The organism is Haloarcula regularis, from assembly GCF_029338315.1.
Lineage (GTDB): Archaea > Halobacteriota > Halobacteria > Halobacteriales > Haloarculaceae > Haloarcula > Haloarcula regularis.
Map to the genome: position 1 here is coordinate 215358 of NZ_CP119794.1, position 20730 is coordinate 236087.

The 20730-nt window shown below is 65.0% G+C and carries 19 protein-coding genes, 1 tRNA gene and 2 pseudogenes; 12 read left to right on the forward strand and 10 right to left on the reverse strand.

From position 1 onward, the window contains the following. The first annotated feature begins 41 nt into the window (after positions 1–41). Together thyX and P1N55_RS01270 are read left to right on the forward strand one after the other, a co-directional pair. The gene (thyX, locus tag P1N55_RS01265) at positions 42–785 is read left to right on the forward strand and encodes an FAD-dependent thymidylate synthase (RefSeq protein ID WP_276277230.1); all 744 of its coding nucleotides are present in this window, start codon (positions 42–44) and stop codon (positions 783–785) included. Positions 786–888: 103 nt separating this feature from the next. Continuing rightward, positions 889–2286 carry an ABC transporter substrate-binding protein gene (locus P1N55_RS01270; protein WP_276277231.1) on the forward strand — a complete coding sequence of 466 codons (1398 nt, stop codon included), beginning with the start codon at positions 889–891 and terminating at the stop codon, positions 2284–2286. A 63-nt stretch (positions 2287–2349) separates the two neighbouring features. On the opposite strand, the pseudogene P1N55_RS01275 reads toward P1N55_RS01270, so the two are convergent. The 6 genes and pseudogenes from P1N55_RS01275 to P1N55_RS01300 form a co-directional block, all read right to left on the reverse strand. After that, positions 2350–3669, reverse strand: a pseudogene (locus P1N55_RS01275) (nickel pincer cofactor-dependent isomerase, group 22); the annotation flags it as partial. Between the two features lie 93 nt (positions 3670–3762). Next, positions 3763–4026 carry a hypothetical protein gene (locus P1N55_RS01280; protein WP_276277233.1) on the reverse strand — a complete coding sequence of 88 codons (264 nt, stop codon included), beginning with the start codon at positions 4024–4026 and terminating at the stop codon, positions 3763–3765. A 73-nt stretch (positions 4027–4099) separates the two neighbouring features. Continuing rightward, complete coding sequence (locus P1N55_RS01285) at positions 4100–4855, reverse strand: ABC transporter ATP-binding protein (RefSeq protein ID WP_276277234.1); 756 nt, start codon at positions 4853–4855, stop codon at positions 4100–4102. Continuing rightward, positions 4852–5685, reverse strand: coding sequence for an ABC transporter ATP-binding protein (locus P1N55_RS01290; protein ID WP_276277235.1), 834 nt, complete (start codon positions 5683–5685; stop codon positions 4852–4854). Before P1N55_RS01290 ends, P1N55_RS01285 begins: the two co-directional genes overlap by 4 nt. Continuing rightward, positions 5678–6956: pseudogene (locus tag P1N55_RS01295) on the reverse strand (branched-chain amino acid ABC transporter permease). Before P1N55_RS01295 ends, P1N55_RS01290 begins: the two are co-directional and overlap by 8 nt. Then, positions 6953–8083, reverse strand: a complete 1131-nt coding sequence (locus P1N55_RS01300) for a branched-chain amino acid ABC transporter permease (RefSeq protein WP_276277236.1) — start codon at positions 8081–8083, stop codon at positions 6953–6955. The pseudogene P1N55_RS01295 and the gene P1N55_RS01300 overlap by 4 nt, the downstream one beginning before the upstream one ends. A 207-nt stretch (positions 8084–8290) precedes the next feature. On the opposite strand from P1N55_RS01300, the gene P1N55_RS01305 reads away from it, so the two are divergent. Beyond that, positions 8291–9439: a helix-turn-helix transcriptional regulator gene (locus tag P1N55_RS01305; protein ID WP_276277237.1), complete on the forward strand. Its 1149-nt coding sequence runs from the start codon at positions 8291–8293 to the stop codon at positions 9437–9439. 99 nt (positions 9440–9538) lie between these two features. After that, positions 9539–9613, forward strand: a tRNA-Glu gene (locus tag P1N55_RS01310). Between the two features lie 177 nt (positions 9614–9790). On the opposite strand, the gene P1N55_RS01315 is transcribed toward P1N55_RS01310, so the two are convergent. From P1N55_RS01315 to glmU, 3 genes are all read right to left on the reverse strand, one after another. Further along, positions 9791–10705, reverse strand: coding sequence for a DUF6544 family protein (locus P1N55_RS01315; protein WP_276277238.1), 915 nt, complete (start codon positions 10703–10705; stop codon positions 9791–9793). 152 nt (positions 10706–10857) lie between these two features. Next, positions 10858–11043 carry a DUF7576 family protein gene (locus P1N55_RS01320; protein WP_276277239.1) on the reverse strand — a complete coding sequence of 62 codons (186 nt, stop codon included), beginning with the start codon at positions 11041–11043 and terminating at the stop codon, positions 10858–10860. A gap of 65 nt (positions 11044–11108) precedes the next feature. Beyond that, positions 11109–12290: a bifunctional sugar-1-phosphate nucleotidylyltransferase/acetyltransferase gene (glmU, locus tag P1N55_RS01325; RefSeq protein WP_276277240.1), complete on the reverse strand. Its 1182-nt coding sequence runs from the start codon at positions 12288–12290 to the stop codon at positions 11109–11111. 615 nt (positions 12291–12905) lie between these two features. Here glmU and P1N55_RS01330 point away from each other — a divergent pair. The 6 genes from P1N55_RS01330 to P1N55_RS01360 all read left to right on the forward strand — a co-directional run bounded on the left by P1N55_RS01330 (position 12906) and on the right by P1N55_RS01360 (position 17708). Further along, entirely contained in the window at positions 12906–13853 is a 948-nt protein-coding gene (locus tag P1N55_RS01330) for an NAD(P)/FAD-dependent oxidoreductase (RefSeq protein ID WP_276277241.1), read from the forward strand. Positions 13854–13894: 41 nt separating this feature from the next. After that, positions 13895–14101 (forward strand): hypothetical protein, encoded by a 207-nt coding sequence (locus P1N55_RS01335; RefSeq protein WP_276277242.1) that lies wholly within the window; start codon positions 13895–13897, stop codon positions 14099–14101. Further along, entirely contained in the window at positions 14094–14972 is an 879-nt protein-coding gene (locus tag P1N55_RS01340; RefSeq protein ID WP_276277243.1) for a hypothetical protein, read from the forward strand. Before P1N55_RS01335 ends, P1N55_RS01340 begins: the two co-directional genes overlap by 8 nt. 1125 nt (positions 14973–16097) lie before the next feature. Further along, entirely contained in the window at positions 16098–16937 is an 840-nt protein-coding gene (locus tag P1N55_RS01350; RefSeq protein ID WP_276277244.1) for a hypothetical protein, read from the forward strand. A 106-nt stretch (positions 16938–17043) separates the two neighbouring features. Continuing rightward, positions 17044–17385 carry a winged helix-turn-helix domain-containing protein gene (locus tag P1N55_RS01355; RefSeq protein WP_276277245.1) on the forward strand — a complete coding sequence of 114 codons (342 nt, stop codon included), beginning with the start codon at positions 17044–17046 and terminating at the stop codon, positions 17383–17385. Next, on the forward strand, positions 17385–17708 hold the full coding sequence (locus P1N55_RS01360; RefSeq protein ID WP_276277246.1) for a DUF7521 family protein: 324 nt from the start codon (positions 17385–17387) through the stop codon (positions 17706–17708). The genes P1N55_RS01355 and P1N55_RS01360 overlap by 1 nt, the downstream gene beginning before the upstream one ends. A 331-nt stretch (positions 17709–18039) precedes the next feature. On the opposite strand, the gene P1N55_RS01365 is transcribed toward P1N55_RS01360, so the two are convergent. Continuing rightward, positions 18040–18933, reverse strand: coding sequence for a substrate-binding domain-containing protein (locus tag P1N55_RS01365; protein WP_346429985.1), 894 nt, complete (start codon positions 18931–18933; stop codon positions 18040–18042). Between the two features lie 339 nt (positions 18934–19272). Here P1N55_RS01365 and ddh point away from each other — a divergent pair, with 339 nt between their 5' ends. Continuing rightward, positions 19273–20202, forward strand: coding sequence for a D-2-hydroxyacid dehydrogenase (ddh, locus tag P1N55_RS01370; protein WP_276277248.1), 930 nt, complete (start codon positions 19273–19275; stop codon positions 20200–20202). Positions 20203–20594: 392 nt separating this feature from the next. Beyond that, positions 20595–20729, forward strand: coding sequence for a hypothetical protein (locus tag P1N55_RS01375; RefSeq protein WP_276277249.1), 135 nt, complete (start codon positions 20595–20597; stop codon positions 20727–20729). Position 20730 lies beyond the last annotated feature (1 nt).

Sequence of the window (20730 nt, forward strand, 5' to 3'; positions counted from 1 at the left end):
CGGGAGGAAGTATTTTTCACCCTCGGGTTCACCCACCCGGTATGGAAGTTACGCTGCTCGAGTCGACGGACGACCCCGAAGAACTCATCTGCAAGGCGGCACGGAACGACTACAGCGCGGGGTTCGTCGGGGACCAGTCCTTCGAGGAGACGATGGAGACAGTCGAGGGCGAGACCATCGAGGACAAGAAGCGGACGCTCATCGGCCACCTGCTGGACCACGGCCACTTTGGCCCCTTCGAACACGCGCAGGCGACCTTCGCGGTCGAGGGCGTCTCCCGGTCGTGTATGGCCCAGATTACCCGCCACCGGCACGTCTCCTTCGACGTGCAGTCGATGCGGTACGTCTCTTTCGACGACGTTGACCCGGCCGACGTCCGCGAGGGCGAGATGGTCGTCGTCCCGCCCTCGGCGACGGACCCCTCCTGGGTCGGGCGCAACCAGAAGTCCGGCCAGGTCGACGAGGAGACTGTCGCGGAGCGCGAGGCGATATTCACGGACGCCGTCGAGAACGCGGTCCGGTCGTATCAGGACCTGCTGGACCTCGGGATGCCGCCCGAGGACGCGCGGTTCGTCCTCCCCATCGGGACGGAGGTCAACATCGTCATGTCGATGAACGCCCGGATGCTGATGCACGTCGCCGACATGCGGGCGGCCGCCGACGCACAGTGGGAGATTCGCGGGCTGACCGAGGACATGCTGGACCTGGCCGAGGAGTGGTGTCCCATCACCTTCGAGCACTACAACGAGCACATGCGAAACCGGAAGAACCGTCTCGCACCCTGACAGGCGGGGCGCGAAATCGGTCGGCATAGTGTCTGCGGCCGGCACAGAAATCGTTGCGGAACGGGCAACATATTTCTACTAGTGGGGCCAACCAACGGAAGACATGAGTCGAGACCACGATCGACGCACGTTCTTGAAACGGACCGGAACAGTCGGCACCGTCGGCCTCCTCGGGGGCCTGGCCGGTTGTTCGACCCAGCAGACCGGCGACGGCGGTGACGGTGGTGGCGACGGCGGCGACGGTGGTGGCGACGGCGGCGATGGCGGCGACGGTGGCGACGGCGGCAGCACCGGCGACGGTGGTGGCGGCGCCCAGACGCCGGACGTCCTCATGGTCGTCGGCTACCCGCAGAGCGGCGTCCAGCTGTTCAAGGACTTCTACGCCGATTACGGCGACGACGACGCCGACATCCTCGTGACCGACGGGCTCCAGTCCGGCGACCTCCCGGGCGACGTCGGCAACGACATGTCGAACGTCCGCGGGACGGCTCCGACGTCGTCCGGCCCCGGGAAGGACACCTTCGAGAGCCTGTTCCTGGAGGAGTTCGACTACGACCAGGCCGGCGTGTTCACCTCGCAGGCCTACGACGCCTCCGCGGTCCAGATTCTCGCCAACCTGATGGCCGGTGCGAACGACGGCGCGTCCATCCGCGACCACATGCGCGTCGTCGCGAACCCCGGCGGGACGACCTACACGCCCGAGCAGCTGCCCGAGGCCGCCGAGGCCGCGGCGGCGGGGGAGAACATCCAGTACGAGGGTGCCTCCAGCAACGTCAACTTCGACGAGGCCGGCGACATCACGGCCGCACGCTACCAGGTCTTCGGCTTCACCGAGGAGGGCGTCGAGACCCGCGAGACGGTCGACTTCGGCGGGTCCGGCGATATCCCGCAGCCCGAACCGTCCGGCAGCGGCAGCGGGGCGGACCGGACCGTCCGACTCGGTGTGCTCCAGCCCGAGACCGGCGACCTCGGGCCGCTCGGCGTGGCCATCCGCGACGGCGCGCTCCTGCCGGCCATCCAGCTGCGCGACGCGATCGACCAGACCATCGAGACGCAGGTCGGTGACACCCAGTCTCAGGCCCAGGCCGGTATCGACGCCGCGAACTCCCTGGTCAGCGCCGGCTTCCCCTCCATCACCGGCCCGGCGGGGTCCGAGACGACCATCCAGGTGGCCCGGAACGTCCTCGTCGACAACCAGGTCGTCGGCTGCTCGCCGTCGGCGACGTCGCCGGCCATCACCGGGCTCGAGGACGAGGACTTCCTCTTCCGGACGCCCCCGAGCGACGCGCTCCAGGGGCAGGTGCTGGCCCAGGTCGCCACCGAGAACCTCGGCGGCATGACGGCCTCGACGCTGTATCTCAACAACAGCTACGGCCAGGCGCTCCAGCAGGCGTTCGTCGACGCCTTCGAGGAGGCCGGCGGCACCGTCGCCCAGCAGGTCAGCTTCGAGTCCCAGCAGTCCTCTTACACCTCGCAGCTCAACACTGCGATGACCCTCTGAGGAGCGACCGGAGACGGCCGCAGTTTCTTTCGGCACCGTCGCCCAGCGGCGCGTCTCGGCGGCTCACCCCTGGTGGGGCGTCGGGGCCGCGAACTGGCCGTCCTCGAACGCGATGGGTTCCGCCTCGCCGACCACCCGGAGGTCGTCCCGGTCGCGCGCGGCCTCCAGCAGCGCCGTCGAGGCGTACATCCTGTCCAGCCGCATCGTGTCTGTCACCCGGAGGACCCGCGCCTCGCCGGCCGGGACCACGCCGCCAGTCGAGAGCGACGCCGTCAGCCCGGCCCGGTCTGTCTCGACGACGGGCGGGAGCCGCACGCCCCGGACGGTGCTCGCCGTGATGGCGTTGATGAGCGTCTTCTCGGCCTCGAGTTCGTCGAGGACCGCCTCGTGGACGAAGTCGGCCGACCCGATGCCCATGGCGTTGCCGTGGGTCGTCTCCGTGAGGCCGCGGGCGAAGATGCGCTTGATGTCCGGTCGGTCGGGCGCGGGTTCGTTGATGGCGAAGGGCCGGCGCCCGATGACGTTCGTGTCCATCCCCTGGCCGCTGACGTCCTTCCCGACCCGGTCGACGACGACCACGTCCAGTTCGTCGAAGGGGATCGTGGGCATGATGTCGTAGGCCGTCTCGAGCAGTTCGGCCTCCCGGTCTAAGAAGCCCGAGGGCCGGACTCCCTCGATGATTGCGGTGTCGTCGTGCTGGTCCTCGACGATGGCCACCCCGCCGACGACGGGCAACGCCTCGAGCAGCTGCTCGGTTATCTCCGGAATCATGTTCCGGAAGCTCCAGTCGACGGCCCACTCGTGGGCGATCTTCGCGCCGCGCTGCTTGCCCATGCCGATGACCAGCATCTTCGAGAGGCCGCTCTCGACAGCCCCGTCGAAGTCGGTGTGGGGCTTGACGCGGTTGACCGGCAGGATGGCGTCGGCGGCGACGGCGTTCGCGTCCGCGACGACGGGGACGTCACGCTCGGCCGTGCGCCCCACCTCGACGACGTCCATGCTCGAGCGTATCTCACAGCCCACGGAGGACTCCGTGACGCCGAGCGCTTCGAGTTTCTCCCGCTGACCCTCGGCCGTGGCGCCGCCGTGGCTCCCCATCGCGGGGAAGACGAAGGGATCGTACCCCAGCTCGTCGACGGCGGTGACGACGCCGCCGACGATGGCCGCGAGGTTGGCGATGCCGCGACTGCCGGCGCCGATCGCCACCTCGCCACCGTCGGGCACGCCGCCCCAGTCAAGCGACTCGACGGCCTGACGGGTCAGCGCCTCGATGTCCGCCGGGTCGATGGGGTCGGTCTCCCATACCTGTTCGACGACGCCCATCTCCGGGAGCGCCTGTTCGCCTGTCGCTTCGAGGACGACCGATTCCGGGACTGCGAGCGAGTCCTGTCCATACTGTAGGCGGGTCGGGCAGGGAGAATAAACGTGGGGGTAACTCCCGGCGGTGGCGGGGCCGCCCGGTATCCGACCTCGCGGTCAGGCCTCCGCCAGCTGCGTCCCGCGGGCGACGGCGTAGACGAGGACGACGCCGGCACCGACCGCGAGCACGAACTGGCCGAGCAGTCCCACCAGCACGCCCAGAGCGGAATCGCCGAGGACGAAAAACACCAGTGCGAACGGGACCAGACTGATGGCGACGAACAGGCCGATCAGCTTCGCCAGCGGCACGGCCTCGACCAGTATCTGCTGTTCGTCCAGCGAGCCGGTCGCGGGGTCAACGAAGGGTCTCGAGGAGGGCATACGTGCGGTGGTGCGCACCGAGCGGCAAGTGTCTCCCGGTCTCGGCAGTCCGCCGCTCGGATACGCCCCGCTCTCAGCCGCCGAGGAAGTCCTGGCGGACCTGCTGGTCGTTCAGGAGCGTCTCGCCCGCGTCCTGGTAGCGGTTCTGCCCCTGGACGAGGACGTAGCCCCGGTCACAGCGGCGCAGGGCCTCCTTCGCGTTCTGTTCGACCATCAGGACGGCCGTCCCGTCGTCGTTGATGGTGTCGATGCGGTCGAACATCTCCGTGACGAGGTCCGGCGCGAGGCCGGCCGAGGGTTCGTCGAGCAAGAGGAGGTCGGGGTCGAGCATCAGCGCCCGGCCCATCGCCAGCATCTGCTGCTGGCCGCCCGAGAGCGTCCCGGCCTTCTGGGTCGAGCGCTCCCGGAGGATGGGGAAGCGGTCGTAGATTCGCTCTATCTGGTCTTCGGGCACCTCGTCTAAGATGTACGCGCCCATCTCTAGGTTCTCGCGGACGCTCAGGCTTCCGAAGACGTTCTCGTTTTGGGGGACGTAGCCGATGCCCTCGTGGATGATCTGGTCCGGCGAGCGCTGGCTGATGTCGGTGCCGTCGAAGATGACCCGCCCGCCCATGTACGTCGTCAGGCCGAAGACGGACTTCATCACCGTCGACTTGCCCGCGCCGTTCGGGCCGACGATGACGACGTACTCGCCGTCGCCGACGTCCATGTCGACGTCCGAGAGGACCTGCAGGTCGCCGTAGCCGGCGTCGAGGTCCCGGACCGCCAGCAGACTCTCCTCGGGGGCCGGCAGCGTCACCTCGTCGGACCGCTGTGCCTGCTGGCTCATACGTCACCTCCGAGGTACGCTTCGAGCACCTGTTCGTTCGACTGTATCGCCGCCGCGTCGCCCTCCGCGAGCACCGCGCCCTGGTGCATCACGATGATGTGTTCGCAGTGGTTCATGATGATGTCCATGTCGTGTTCGACCAGCAGGAAGGTCAGCCCGTCCGCCCGGAGGTCGTGAATTCGTTCGAGTAGTTTCTCCTCCAGCGTCGGGTTCACCCCCGCCAGCGGTTCGTCGAGCAACACCATCTCCGGGTCGGTCATCAGCACCCGGGCCATCTCTAGCAGCTTCCGCTGGCCGCCCGAGAGCGTCCCGGCGTTCTCGTGAGCCAGGTGGTCTATCTCGAAGAACTCCAGGGTCTCCCAGGCCCGGTCGACCACGTCGCGCTCGTCGTCCCTGACACCCGCGCGTAGTCCCGGGGCGACGGCACGGAACGCCGACTCGCCGACCTGGTCCGGTGGGGCGAGCATCACGTTCTCCAGCACCGTCATCTCCGAGAGCTCGCGGGCTATCTGGAACGTCCTGACGAGGCCGCGCTTCGCGAGCGTGTAGGGGGGAAAGCCGGTGACGTCCGCACCGTCGAACCGGACCTGACCTGCCGTGGGCGCGTGGATGCCGGCGATGCAGTTGAACGTCGTCGACTTCCCGGCCCCGTTCGGGCCGATGAGGCCCGTGAGCGCCCCCGTCTCGACCGCGAAGGACGCCCCGTCGACGGCGGTGACGCCCCCGAACTCCTTCCGCAGGCCGTCCACCTCGAGGAGCGGGTCGTCGATGTCGTCGCTGCGTACCGCGAACTCGCGGTCTCTCGCGGCGGTGGCCTCGGACTCACTCATCGCTGTCACCTCCAGGCTGGGATCGCCGTTCGTTCAGGTCAACGCTCGCTGCGGGTTCGTTCCGGTGACCGAGCAGCCCCTTGGGCTGGTTCTGGATGATGTAGATGAGGACGACGCCGATGAGGACGAACCGGAGCGTGCTGATGTTCCCGACCGTATACGCGACGAAGGGCGTCGGGTCCAGCGAGGCGAGTGCGGCGACGGCCTCGACGATGTTGCCCGCCGACCCGCCGCCACCCAGCGGGATGTTCTCGCCGATCCGCGCCGGGAGATAAAAGAGCAGCGCCGAGAACGTCGCCGCCCCGAGGATGCTGCCCGTGTTCGACCCAGACCCGCCGATGATGAGCGCCGCGAACACGTAGAACGTGATGGCGGGACGGAACTGCTGGGCTGATGTAGCCCGCACCGCCGCGAAAGAGGATGCCCGCGAGCCCCATCAGCGCACAGCCGATCATGAAGGCCTTGATCTTGAACAGGCGGGTGTCCTTTCCGAGCGACTGGGTGACCGTCTCGTCCTCGCGGATGGCTTTGAGCACGCGGCCAAACGGGGAGTTCGAGAGGCGGGTCAGCACCCAGTACGCGCCGGCGACCACCGCCAGTAGCGCGAGGCCGTAGGCGATGTTGACCAGGTTCGGGCTCGAGACACCAACGGCCTCGCCGGCCGCGACGAGCGGGCTTCCGACGCCGGTCACGAGGCCGGCCACGACGTCGTCGGGGGCCTCGAAGGAGATGCCCGTCGCGCCGCCGGTCCCGAACGTCGCGCCGAACAGGGTTATCTCGGCCACGCCGCTCCAGTTGACGAACAACCGGATGATCTCGGAGAGCGCGACGGTCACGATGGCCAGGTAGTCGGCCTTCAGCCGCAGCGCCGGGAGCGCCGCGAGGCCGCCGACGACGGCCGCGACGACCATCCCGCCGACGACGCCGACGACGAGCGGGAGGCCGAATCCCGGGACGCCGCCCGCCCCGGGATCGACCGGCGCGGTGAGTATCGCCATCGTGTACGCACCGACGGCCATGAACCCTGCGACGCCGATGTTGAAGAGGCCGGTATAGCCCCACTGGAGGTTGAGCGCGAGCGTCAGCACCGCGTAGGCGCCGATGAGGACGGTGACGCTGCCCACGAACCCGGCCGCGAGGTTCGGCCACTGACTGCCGCCCACGACGCGTGCGAGGACGACCATCGTCAGCCAGATGGCCACGATGTAGCCGCCGACGAGGACGACGTCGGGCAGCTCGTCGAGTCGGTCGCGGACCGTCGGTTCGCTCATGCTGTGGTCACCCCCCCGAAGATGCCCGACGGCCGGAGCAAGAGGACGACGATGAGCACGAGGAACGCCGCCGCACGCGTCAGTCCCGACGGGAGCCAGATGAGTGCGAGGCTGTCGACGAGGCCGATGAGCACGCCGCCGGCCATCGCGCCGTATATCGACCCGATGCCGCCGACGATGACCGCCGCGAAGATGAGCAGGAGGAGAATCCAGCCGAAGTTAAAGGAGATGGTCCCGCTCTCCAGGACGAGCAGGTAGCCGCCGACGCCGGCCAGGCCGCCGCCGAGGATCCAGGTCAGGCGGATGACCCGCTCGGTCGGGATGCCGCTGACCAGTGCCAGGTCTTCGTTGTCGGCCATCGCCCGCATCGCCTTCCCGAGTTTGGTCCGCTGGAGCAGCAGGTGGACGCCCAGCATCAGGGCGACGGCGACCACCAGCAGGGCGAGTTCGTTGTCGGTGATTGTCACCGCGCGCTGGCCCGCCAGGTCCAGCAGGACGAACTGGACGCCGCTGGTGGCGACGCCGCTGGTCTGTGTCCCGAAGACGAAAGCGATGATGTACCGCATCGCGAGCGCGACGCCGATGGAGGCGATGAGCAGGGAGATGTTGCCCGCGTCCCGCATCGGGCGGTAGGTCAGTCGGTCGACGAGCAACACCACGGCGACGGTTCCCACGCCGGCGACGACGAGGCCCAGCAGGACCGGCGCGAGTGCGGTCAGCGCGCTGAGCTGCTGGCCCGAGTCGAACATGAACAGGTCGGCAAGCGAGGCACCGGTCCCCAGGCCGCCGACGACGTAGGCGGCGACCCACCCGATGAACGCGCCCGCCGTCACGGTGTCACCGTGGGCGAAGTTGGCGAAATCGAGGATGCTGTAGGTCATCGAGAGGCCGATGCCGGCCAACCCCACCGCCAGCCCGACCAGGATACCGTCGAGCACCATCGATGCGAGCGACGAGACGGTCAACGCCCCACCCAGGAGTTTGAAACCGAGGAAGAAAACCGACGTCCCGGCGAGTTTCACTACGAGGTCCAGCAGGAGGAACCCGACGACGGCGCCGATCGCCGCCGTCCCGGGCCGCTCGACGAACAGTCGCCGACTGTCAGCTACTGTGTCTACGATACTCATCTATTGGCAGGCATTGTACCCTCCAGCGTAAATAAGTCTCTGATGCCGTCCAGACAGTGTTCGCGCGTCGTCATACCGGGGCCGTGGGGCCACGGCCGTCGCATGTGCCGGGTATCGGGACGAAACCCCGGGAAGGCGACGGGACGTCGCGACTGATTCGGGTCCATTCACAGTGCTTTTATGCGGTCCTCGGGTCAATGTGGATAGATGTCGCGCCCGGTCGCTGCCTGTGCCATCGTCCTCCTCGCCCTCGTCAGCGTCGGTGTGGTACCGGCAGTCGGCGGTGCCCAGGAGAGCGCCGCGGTCCAGACGCCGGACGGGTTCGACCAGACCGCGTTCCGCGTCACCGTCTACGAGAACGGGTCGGCGCGCTGGTCCATCGAACACCGGACGCCGCTGAACAACGAGTCCGAACGGCAACAGTTCGAGGACTACGCGGCGGCGTTCGAGAACAACGAGACGCAGCTGTACACGAACTTCGTCTCGCAGGCCGACGTCCTCACGCAGGTCGGGACGAACGCTACCGGGCGGGAGATGGACGCACGCAACTTCCGGCGGTCGGCGGGCGTCGACCCCATACAGAGCAGCGGCACCGTCCGGATGTCGTTCCTGTGGACGAACTTCGCCGTGGTCTCGGAGGGCAGCGTCGTCGTCAACGACGTCTTCGCCGGGGGGTTCTACATCGGTTCCAGCCAATCGCTGGTCTTCGAACGGGGCCCGTCGCTCGCGTTCACGGACGCCCAGCCGAGGCCCGACTCCATCAGTCAGCCTGATTCGCTGTCCCGTAGCGCTACCGTCACCTGGAACGGCGAGCAGTCGTTCAACGACCGCCGTCCCTTCGTCGAGTTCGGGCCGCGGTCCGCCGTGGGCGACGGGACGACAGCCACGGACGGAGAGACGCCCACGACCGACGGGACGGCCGCTCCCCCGGCCGACAGCGAGCCGGCGTGGCTGATGTTGCTCGCCGTCGCTGCCGTCGTGGTACTCGGCCTGGGCGGGGCCGTTGCCTGGCACTCGGGTGCGGCCGCCTCCCGTGGACCAGCCGAGGGCGGTGACGGGGGTGCGGTAACCGCCGAGCCCACGGCCGACCGGGAGCCGGCAGAACCGGACGTCGCGGAGGCGGAACTGCTGACCGACAGCGACCGGGTGGTCAAGCTCTTAGAGGAGAACGGCGGGCGGATGAAGCAGGTCGACATCGTCGATAGCACCGACTGGTCGAAATCGAAGGTGAGCATGCTTCTCTCGGACATGGAGGAGGAAGGCGAGATCAGCAAACTGCGCGTGGGTCGCGAGAACATCATCAGCCTCGCCGGCCACGAGCCCGACGCCACGAAGTCGCCCTTCGACGAGGAGTGACCGTTCGGAGGGCCCGACCGCGACTGCCGGGTGAGAAACCCACACAGGGCGGCCGTGAAGCGCAATGATTATACGTCACTCCTCGCTACAATCGAATGCGCTCCGTTGGTGTAGTCCGGCCAATCATATCACCCTCTCACGGTGATGACCAGGGTTCGAATCCCTGACGGAGCATCCTACGTCTTCTCGTGGCGAGCGATAGCGAGCCCGAGCCACATCGATGCGACGGAAGGGCTTCGAACCACGCGAGAGGAGCACAGCGAGTCTCGCCTCGGGTTCGAATCCCTGACGGAGCATCCTACGTCTTCTCGTGGCGAGTGACAGCGGGGTGGCGTTTTCGCCGTGGCAGACTCACCACACGGAGAGGGTCGTCTGCCGCGGCGCGGACCGTACCCGCTCGGTCCGGTGCTCGATGGCGTCGAGGGTCCCCCGCCAGTAGGGAACCGGCCCGTCGGGGAGGGCCCACTCGACCGTCGCCCGCGTCGGCACGAGCCGGCCGTTCCGGACCTGATAGTCCTCGAACCGGCCGGTCCAGGGGGCGTACGCGTCGTCCGACTGGCGGTAGCGGTCGGCCGTGACCCGCTCGACGAGCCCGTCGTCGTCGAAGTGGAAGACGGCCGTTGCGGAGGTCTCCAGGTGCTCGAGCGTCGCCCGCGCCGCCGAGCCGCTCACGGCCTCCCACTCGACGCCGCTACTGGGCAGGAGGGCGGTCGGGAACCACACGGCCTCGGCGAGGTACCGGAGCAGCTCGCCCGCGTCCATCTCGGGCGACGGTCCCGCCCTCGCGACCCGTAGTGCCGAGAGCAGTCGGGCCTCGAGGACGCCGGCGCCGTCGACGTAGGCGTCGACCACGCGGACCGGGAGCAGCGGTGCCAGGTCGATAGTCGCGTCCCAGACGAAGCCGGGCGGCGCGGTCGTGTAGTACTGGGTCGCCGTCAGCGGGCGCCACGGGGTGTCGGCATCGCCGAGGCGGAACGCGCCGGTCTGTTCGAGGCGAACCGCCGCCGTGTACGGCAGGCCGGGTTCGAGGACGGCGTCGAAGTAGCTCGCCACCGGGGCCGGCAGTCCGTCGAGTTCCGCCCGGTCGAACTTTCCCTCTCGAACCGACGCCGTCGTGAGCAGTCTGTCGGTCTGTGCGTCGACGGCGCGGGCGAACCGGCGTCGCTCGAGGCCGGCCGCGACCAGTCCGGCGGTGCCCAGCAGGCCTGCGACCGCGAGCGCCGACCGACGGCCGGGAGGGGCGCCATCACATGGGGACCAATTCATCAACCGGTCGATACGATGGCCTCGAGATAAAACGTGGTGGTCGCCCAGTCGAACTGTCGACCGGCGGGCAGGGTCACACCGCTGGGCGACAGGTGCCGGACCGGGCGGCCGAGGAAAAGTGGGGCGGTAGAATCAGACCGGGTCTTGACCGACTACTCCGTGTCCCAGTTCATTCGGCAGTCCTCGTCACAGAAGTGCGCCGTCTGGACGGTCCCCTCCTCTATCCACGTGATGACTCTGTGTGTCACTTCGTTGGCGATGGGGTCGCCACAGGTTACACAGTTTGGCGCGTCCTCCTCGTCGATATCTTCGTGGTGATCCGATGTCGGGTCGACCATTCTTACCCGAGAGTGGAATCGGCCGTACTTAATCCCACATATTCGTGTCGAGAAAACGACCCACACTACCGGTCGCGCGTGACGCTCTCGCCGGGTACGGTCGTCGCCCCGGGCGAGAGGACTACCCCCGCGTTGAGGCTGGTGTTGATCGCTGTCTTCGCGCCGTCGCCGGCGACGACGCCGAATTTCCGCCGGCCGGTGGAGACGCGCTCGCCCTTGACGGTCAGCCGGACCGGGTCGCCGTCGTGGCGGAGGTTCGCTACCTGCGTGCCCGCACCGAGGTTGACGTCGCTACCGAGGACGCTGTCCCCGACGTAAGAGACGTGCGGGACGTTCGACCCTTCGAAGATGACCGTGTTCTTGACCTCGACGCCGTGGCCGACGTGGCAGTCCTCACCGACGAGCGTCGCGCCCCGGATGTAGGCGTTCGGGCCGACGTGGGCGCCGGACTGGACGAGCGCCGGCCCCTCGATGGTGACGCCCGGTTCGACGACGGCGTCCGCCTCGACGACGACGGTCCCCCTGAGGTCGGCGTCGCCCCGCACGTCGCCGTCGATGCGCCGCTCCATGTCCGCGAGCTTCCACTCGTTTGCCTCAAGCAGTTCCCACGGGCGGCCCACGTCGAGCCATCGCTCTACCTCGACGGCCGTCACCGAGTGCTCGTCGACGACCCGCGCGAGGACGTCCGTTATCTCGCGTTCGCCCCGTTCGCTCAGCGGGACGTCCAGCCAGTCCCGGGCTTCGGCGGGGAAGACGTACGCGCCGGCGTTCGCGAGCTCCGTCGGCGGGTCGGCGGGCTTCTCGACGATTCCGGTCACCGTCTCGCCGTCCGTCGAGAGCACGCCGTAGTTTCGCGGGTCCTCGACGCGGTAGGCGGCGATGGCCGGGGCAGCGTCGAACAGCGCCGAGACGCTCGCCTGGTCGTAGAGGTTGTCGCCGTTCAGGACGGCGAAGGGGCCGTCCAGATGCTGGCTGGCCGCGTCGACGGCGTCGGCCGTCCCGAGTTGCTCCTCCTGGACGGCGAAGGTCACGGGGACGCCCCGGTAGGTGTCGCCGAAGTACGACCTGACGTCGGCCGCCTCGTAGCCGACGACGAAGATGAGCTCGTCGGCGCCCGCGTTCACCGCGGTGTCGGCGGTGTGGGCGACCAGCGGCCGGTCGGCCACCTGCAGCATCGGCTTCGGTGTCTGTGCGGTCAACGGCCGCATTCGAGTCCCCTCGCCGGCCGCGAGTACGACAGCTTGCATGCACGACACGTCACGCGGCCCCGAAAAATACCTACTGCTGTCGGAATCGCCGGTGGTGAGCAATCGGACTGGCACAGAACGCTCGGCTCGTCGGTTTACTCGCCGGATTCGAACGTTCCCCTTACCCGGGCGACGTGGGTACAGATGACCAAACCGGGTCCGCCGACAGAGTCGCCGGCCGCGACGATAACACTGGTCCGAACCGACTCGACCGGAACTCGACCGAGTCGTCGCTCGCCTTCCTCGAGGGCTCTGTGCAACCTCTCGCCAGGGACGGGCGCGCCGTTCACGCCTGCACTCTCGGTTCGAGGACGGAGATCAGAGAGCGCCGTGCCTGGCGATCCGAGCTGAAAACTTCCTGCCTGAACGGTCACAGCCGAGCACGCATTCGGATGCGCTCGGTGAACAACGCGCGACCACGGGTACTCTGTCGTGTTCGAGAACCTAGCGACTCGGAGGCAACCAGGTTGACGTGGAACGCAATCCGAGTATAGCCACAATTGCCGGCTATTGCTATCTACAATTCGGGCTCTCGCCCTTCAGCGGAAAATTCACCCGGTATTCCGGCGGATTTCCCCCAATTATAATGTCCCTGGGGCGACCTGTTGTGAAGAGATGGGAGTAGATACGGACGATGTAGCCGTGATCGGCGGTTCGGTTTCCGGACTTGCGGCCGCAGACAGTCTCAATGATCTGAGCGGGATTGGTGAAGTTCGTGTGTTCGAGCGGCAAGAGTATGACAACAAGCGAGTCGACTGTGGGGAGGCAATAAATGATTCAACGCTTGTCCCGCTCGAGAAGACGGCAGCAAACGGTTTCTTGAACAACGTCCGTGGTTTCCAGCTTCGAGTATACAGTGGCATGAACCGAAGTGCAACCGAGACGCCGCTGGGTACTTCGAACCTCCGATGTGAGGCGGGCTATATCTGCGATCGTGATGTTGTAGAACGCCGGTGGGCAGAATCGCTGTCGGATGACGGTGTGCTCTTCGAGACCGGTCGTTCGGTCTCCCATTCTGAATATCGTGACATCTGTGACGAATACGATTACGTCGTCGATGCGACGGGCCAACCCTCTCTCACACACAAGGTTCACGATCGTGTTCCGGAATACACGGGCGACATGGTCGCATTGAATGCGACTGTCGAGGGTGATTTCAGCGACTACGTTGAGTATCCCCGGATATATTTCGAGGGGTACGTCGGCTACTCGTGGTCGTTTCCGAAGTCCAGGAATCGTGCAAACGTCGGTATCGGCTGGGCGGGCGATGAGCGACCGGATGACTACATGCGTGCATTCGAAGCAGCAGCGGAACGTAATGGATTCCCCGTCCCGGACAGAGCTGATGTGAATATTTATACGATTCCACGCGGCCCGAGCCTTGATCCAAAGAAGACACATCACCCAGAATCAAACGTCTTCCTCGTCGGCGATGCGGCGGGGATCGCCAACCGGTATCAGGGCGAAGGCATCTGTCAGGGAATCCGGTCCTCGTATCTACTGGCGGACCTGATCGCGGCCGGGAAGGAAACAGAGTATTCCACACACTGTACAACAGCATGAAATCGGAATACAGGTTGGCACACCTGATGCGAGGAGCGTGGGTGGAACACGAAGATCCGAAGTTACTGGCCGATGTCGCCGAAGCGCTTGCGGGGTTAACCATCGACGACATCACTCGACGGCCGAACGTCGTGATTCGAAGGATCCTGCGGTCACCGAGTGTGGCCACCAGATTAGTGGCGAATGGGGGCATCATCAAGCGCCTGTTCGATGCCTACACCGATTCCTGGGAGTATACGAATGCCTGAGCGTGTATACGATAAATTCGATTACGACACCCATTGGGTGAGTGAACGACTGGAACGGGGGCTGTGGGGGATAGAGAACCCACTGATTCTGGGAATTTTAAAGTTCTCTATGCCCTGGAACGTCTTGGCGTTGATCTACTCCGTCCTTTTCTGGGAGACGTTGACGCCAGTCTTCATTTACTCGTCTGCCTTTGGATTGCTGTGGGTCAACATCGCACCGTATCTGATCTGGTACTATGACGAACGAGTTCTGCCGGAGTTTTTCACAGACCTCTCCGAGCTTCTCACTGACGAACAAGAGCGGGCTGACATAGCGAAGAAGTACAACGAATTTTTTGCCCGTCATCGTCTTTCGGTCTCAGCGTTTTGGACGGTCAGCATCGCGTCGATCATCTATGTCAGTGAGCCTGCACTGACAACGATGGGAATGAGTGGGGCAGGCTCTCTCTTTCTCTACACGACATACGCATACGGTATCTATATCGGCGCCGTACTCGGGCACGGGTTCGTCGGCCCAGTAACCACGATCCTCTTGATCCACGAAATAACGAAGTACGATCTGGAAATAGATCCCCTACATCCTGATGGATTGGGGGGGGCTGAGTATCGTCGGCTCAATCGCGATCCGGACGACGCTCCTCTTTTCTTCAGCCTCCCTGTTTCTCCCACTCCTCTTTTACTTTGCAGATTCGGGTGGAACGACAGCAGTCATATTTGGGATCACTGGCATCTACATTTTGACGATATTCCTGTCGTTCCTGTATCCGACAGTTATCGTGAACCGGCGCGCCCAACGATATCGCGATTCAGTACTCGAGGATCTCAGACAGCAGTATGCCACGGTAGAGCAGCAGATACATACTCCCGATAAGAATGAGATTTCCGAACTGAACAAGCGACTGGAACTGCAGAGAGTACAGCGGAATTTCGAGAATTATAACTCTGTAAGCCTCTATCCGCTACAACTGAGCATCCTCACTAGACTTGCCGGGTCAATCTTGCTGCCAATCCTGATCACTATCTTCCAGATTTACCTTTCAGACATGCTCTGAGTGACCCGGTAGTGGTTAGTTTGGAGCAGTCTGCCGGCGAGCGAAACGCTGCAGCTGATGTTCGGCCGTTTCAGGGGTGAAGTGTCTGGCGCAGTTCGAACGTGACGAGGTTCGGCGCTCGGACTCTCGAAGGATTCCCCCGACAGCGTTCCGATTCCCCTGGCGACACATCTGCAATCGGCCCCAGCTCGGGATGCGCAGTCTGTAGGCCGGTCATCCGGTGGCCGGATGCCACGGCCTTCAGGCCGTGGAGGAAGTCATTAGAGGCCCTGTCTCGATGACTCCGGTACTGACAGAGGTCAAATAGGTGTCGCAAGTCCCACCGAACAGAGGGTACGAATGGATCGGATTCCCGGACCGTTTTGTGGCGGCACGGGACGGTCTGACGCGGACAGTCACGGACCGCTGTGGGATCGCGAGGGATCGACCCCGGCGTGTTCGATCACCCTATAACCCATCGTCGATCTACGACCATCTGTGGTCGATGAGCCATTTATATTCCCTTGCCGCCGGATGCTCGTCTTGTAGGATGCCCCCTGACTCATATCGGCCCTCCCCCGATCGGACTCGAAGACAGTTTCTCACCCGGAGCGGTACCGCAGTGGCTGGCTCGCTGTCGATTCTGACGGCCGGCTGTCTCTCCAGCCTGCCCCCGCTCGGTGACGACCAGCGGTATGGACGTCTCGACGCACCACCCGCGTCAGACCCGACGTATCGAAAGTGGCTCCCAGCCCCTTCGAGCCTCGATCGATTCGATGAACCGTACCACTTCGTGGCGCTCGATTCGACGACGCGCCGCCCGGATGCACCCGAAAAATTCGTCACCGGACAGGCTCACCTGAAAGCGAGTCTCGATTACTTCGGCATCGGCTTCGAGAATTACGATCGGGTGGTGAGCTTCCCGATTTGGAACTGTAATCGAAGCGTCGTTCGAGCCGTCGGCGGTGATCGAGACTGTCGTAGACAGCGGGTACGAGCGGACGGGCGAGTATCGGGATTTCACGGTCTTCGCTCGGTCGGACACCGTTCGCCGCGTTGCGGTCGGAGACGACGCCATCGTGTGGACGAGCGCGTATCGCCATGCGGCGCCGAATCTCGACGCCATCATCGATGCGGGCACCGGACACCGGCTTCGATATCACGAGGAGAATAGGGCGTTCGACCGACTCATCACGGCCGCCGGGAGTAATCCCTATCTCGGCGTCAACACAGCTATCCACGACCCGACCGGTCGTCCGGTGCTGATGGCAGACGCCTTCCGGTTTGACGAGGACGCTGCCTATCAGGTGGTTTTCTACTATTACCGACAGCCCGACAACGTGGCCACGAGGGAGGCACTGGAGCGTGGTCTCCGGGAGGAAGACTATCGGTTCACATCCGAAGCCGAGACGTTCGACGTCGCCGTCGACGATCGGCTCGCCACGGTGGAAACGCGAATCCCGCTCGACGACACCGATGAACTGCCTCCCGAGTACGACCTCCCCCAAGTGACGTGGGGGCTGACACAGGAAGACGAGCCAGCGCGCGCCACCGTCCGGCATGAGGCGGGTGAGTCTGTCCCCGCCAATCGACTCTTCTACGACCTCGAATACCAGTCCGCCCCTGGCGGAATCGACAAACACCCGCTCTGGCCTGAACAGCGATCTATCGACCGAGGGTCGACTGCGACAGTCGACCTGAAAGATCGGCCGGAGGCGAGGGGATTGAATCTCGTCTATTCGACCGGTGATGTGAGATTCCACGTCCTCTTCGGCGCCGACTTACAGAGGACCACCGATGACTAGTGGAGTCGTTGCCCCGGGGAGCACGTCACAGCAGTGTTTGCACCGTTCCACACCCCATCCGGACCTCCACAAACTATGTACGAGGGATAGTACCCGTGACATATCGATGACCGATTCGGACCTCGCAACCGTCCTCACTCTCCTCGATGACGAGCACGTCCGGTCGATACTGGCCGCCACGAGCGAGCGTCCGATGTCGGCCAACGAACTCGGCGAGCACTGTGGCCTGTCGACAACGTCTATCTATCGACGACTCGACCGGCTACGCGATGCGGATCTCGTGGCGGAACAGACGCGTCCGCGCTCAGACGGCCATCATGAGGCTGTGTACGTCTCTCGGCTCGACCGCTTCGAACTCGCCGTTCGGAATGGCTCTCTATCGTGGGAGATCGACCGACAGCAAGCCGACGTCGCGGATCAGCTGACGGAACTGTGGGGGCGGTTCTGATGGTCGTGTTCGGTCTGGACTCGTCGATCAGCGTCCTCGCCGGAATCGCTGCGACCGCGTCGGCCGTGATCGGTGTCTACATCGGTTATCAAGCGTATCGTGGACTGCGACGCAACGACGACCCATCGATGCGGTGGCTCTCCGTGGGTATGATCCTCCTCTTTGGATTGACGTACCTGCTCGCCGTCGCCGGACAGGGGCTAATTGCCTTCCGGCTCGTTCCGATCCACCTACAGAACGTGTTTCGCCTGCTGGTACGCGTGACACAGGTAGTCGGATTGGGGTGTATCGCGTACTCACTGCGGGTCGCAACGACGACGTGACGAGGCGGTTCCCAACCACACGACACTATTCGGTTTCGGCGACACCGATAGTCCCACAGGAACCGGGCTCGGATTGGCTATCGTCGCGGAGATCGTCGGGGCCAACGGCTGGACGATCTCCGTGACCGATGCCGAGGATGGCGGTCCGCGGTTCGAGATAGCCGTCTCTGCTGTATTCCTCAGCGTTTGAGAGAACCACCGTGCGGAAGATAGTGACTGAGTGTCACACCGGCGTGCGACACAATCCCAGTGCCGGTAGAACACCTCGGCGTCTGTCACGACGTCGAGCGGGTTCCCGTGCTGGTGGTTGGTGCTCGCCGATTCAGCGTCGCTACTCGGGCCAACTGGTTGGCACGTACTGACCGAAGTTCGGCTGAGACGACAGTGCTGTGGGGCGAAACGCCTGCATATCGTTCACCTGGAACTCCGCGATGGTCGCTTGCCCGGGGCCGGTGAGATACCCCACGAACGCCATGGCGAGTGGATATGCGCTCTCGTGTCGGGCGGGGTTTACAGGGATGACCGCGTAGTCATTGCGAAGCAACGGCGGTGGATCCTCGAGTCCACCAGCGACGTGTGCCTCGAGTGGTCCGTCACTGCTCACGTTGAGAAACGTCCCCCGGTCGGTCAACGTGTACGCCCCGACCTGTTCAGCGGTGATCAGCGTACTACCCATGCCCTGACCGGTCTCACGGTACCACGCCCCCGACGGCGTGATACCGGTCTCCGCCCACACCTGGCGCTCACGGATGTGCGTCCCCGAGCGGTCACCCCGTGACAGAAACGGCGCCTTCGCTTCGGCGATCGCACGAAAGGCCCCGGTCGGGGAGCGCTCGGTCACGTCCGCCGGATCGTCGGATGGGCCGACAATCAGGAAATCGTTGCCCATGAGGCGCCGCCGGTTGATTCCGTGGCCGGCGCGAATGAACTCGTTTTCCAGCGACCGGGCGTGAACGAGGACGATATCACAGTCGCCGTCCCGGGCTGTTCGGAGCGCGGCTCCCGTGCCCCGGACGACTGTCTTCAGCGTCGCGCCGAACGACGCTTCGAACTCGGGTGTCAGTGCGCTCAGAAGTCCGCTATCGTGGGCGGTGGTGGCGGTTGCGAGCGTAAGCGTCTTCATCGGTAGGTCGGCGTCGGTAGCGGACAGACGAGTTCCGGCGCAGCCGGCGACCGAGAGCGATCCGCCGACGCCGAGCATCTGGACGTATTTCCGTCGACGCACACTATTGTCAATGTACTATGGACACGTTATACCACTACCGCAATCAGAATCGGTTACTCTAATCCAGGAACGTACACGTCATGGCCGACCGAGACGGCACCCGTCTCTACCGCCCCAAGCAACTCGGTACGACTACCGACCCGTGACCGCCGCGTGCGCGCTACTCAGACGTCGACAGCTCTCACCGGCTGGGACGTCCAACGCGGCAGTTATTTATTACCAACAGTAGCCATCCCGGAACATGTTCGGACAGGCACACTACGCTGGTGCATGTTGGGGATGGCCGCGATCCACCCGGTCGAGACAACAGTTACGAGGCGGCACACCGACAGGCCGGATATGGCTCTCGAACGGCTCGGCATCCACCCGACTGTATCGACGGTCTTTCCGCCGGCGGTATTGCGCGACGAACTGACCGATAGCCCGATCGACACGGTCGTCCTCGAAGACACGCCCGACTCGATCAGGGGTTGTGACGCCGTCGTTACGCTCGCCCATCGCGAGGCGTTTTTCGACGTCGATTGGGTCCACTCGATACAGGCCGGCGTCGATCGATTTCCGGAGGACCGATTCGACGCTGCGGGCGTCGTTCTCACCAACAGCACCGGGATCCACGGGGATGCGATCGGGGAGACGGTCGCGAGTTACGTCCTCGCGTTCGCTCGACGGCTGCACGAACACGTCGCCCACCAGCAAGCCCGCGAGTGGTCCCAACCAGACTGGGACGACGGCTGGACCGTTGCCGGCGAGCGTGCCTGTGTCGTCGGGCTCGGTGGCCTCGGGCGCGGGATCGTCGATAGACTGGCCGGCCTCGGCCTCGACGTGACGGGCGTCCGGCGGACACCGACACCCGAACCCGGAGTCGGCCGGACGTACACACCCAGCAATCTGGAGACGGCCGTCACCGATGCCCGGTTCGTCGTTCTGGCGGTTCCGTTGACCGACGAGACCGAACAGCTCGTCGACGGGGCGGTCTTAGACGCGATGGAGGAGGACGCATACCTGATCAACGTCGCTCGCGGTGGCGTCGTCGATCAGGATGCGCTGATCGATGCGCTCGACGCGGGTTCGATCGCTGGTGCAGCACTGGACGTCTTCGAGACTGAACCCCTGCCGGAGTCCTCACCGCTGTGGGAGATGGACGAGGTAATCGTCTCGCCCCACTGCGGGGCGTTCACCCGCGACTACGGTCGCCACGTCGCTGCCATCGTGCGCGAGAGCGTCCAACGGTTCCGCGACGGGCGATCCCCAGTCAACAGAGTCGTGTAGCCTATTGTTCGGGCTGTGATAGCCAACACAACAGTTCGAAGCCGTCTGCAGCGGCTCGAGGGGGGATGTCCTGTCGCTTTCGGGCAAGGCGAAAGCCGGCCGCCACCCGGTAGGTCTCGTCACTGAGCGGTGGTTCGACTGCTCCTTTGACGGGCAACAGCCGAAGACAGCACGTGGCCCTTGCCGTTTCGCTGACGCTCAGTGAACGCAAGAGGATCCGTGCGGGATATCCGTTCCGCGGGATCGGCAATCAGCTACCGACTGACTGACATCTGTGGCCGCGACGGTTTCGGTCATGTCCCGACACGCGATATCGGTCGACGTCTCGGGACGCCCTCGCCCGGCGAGGTGACCAGCGCCAGCGTGATCAACCCCCCCAACGAGCGACCGCTATGCGTGCGGCCCGGCTCTTGCGACCCGAGGTCGAAGCACGACGGCCCGCCGAGTACGGCATCTTCACGGACGCGATGGTCGGGCTGGCCGTCGTGGTGACCGTCCTCGTCGTGGCCCAGCTGGTCGCTACCTGAT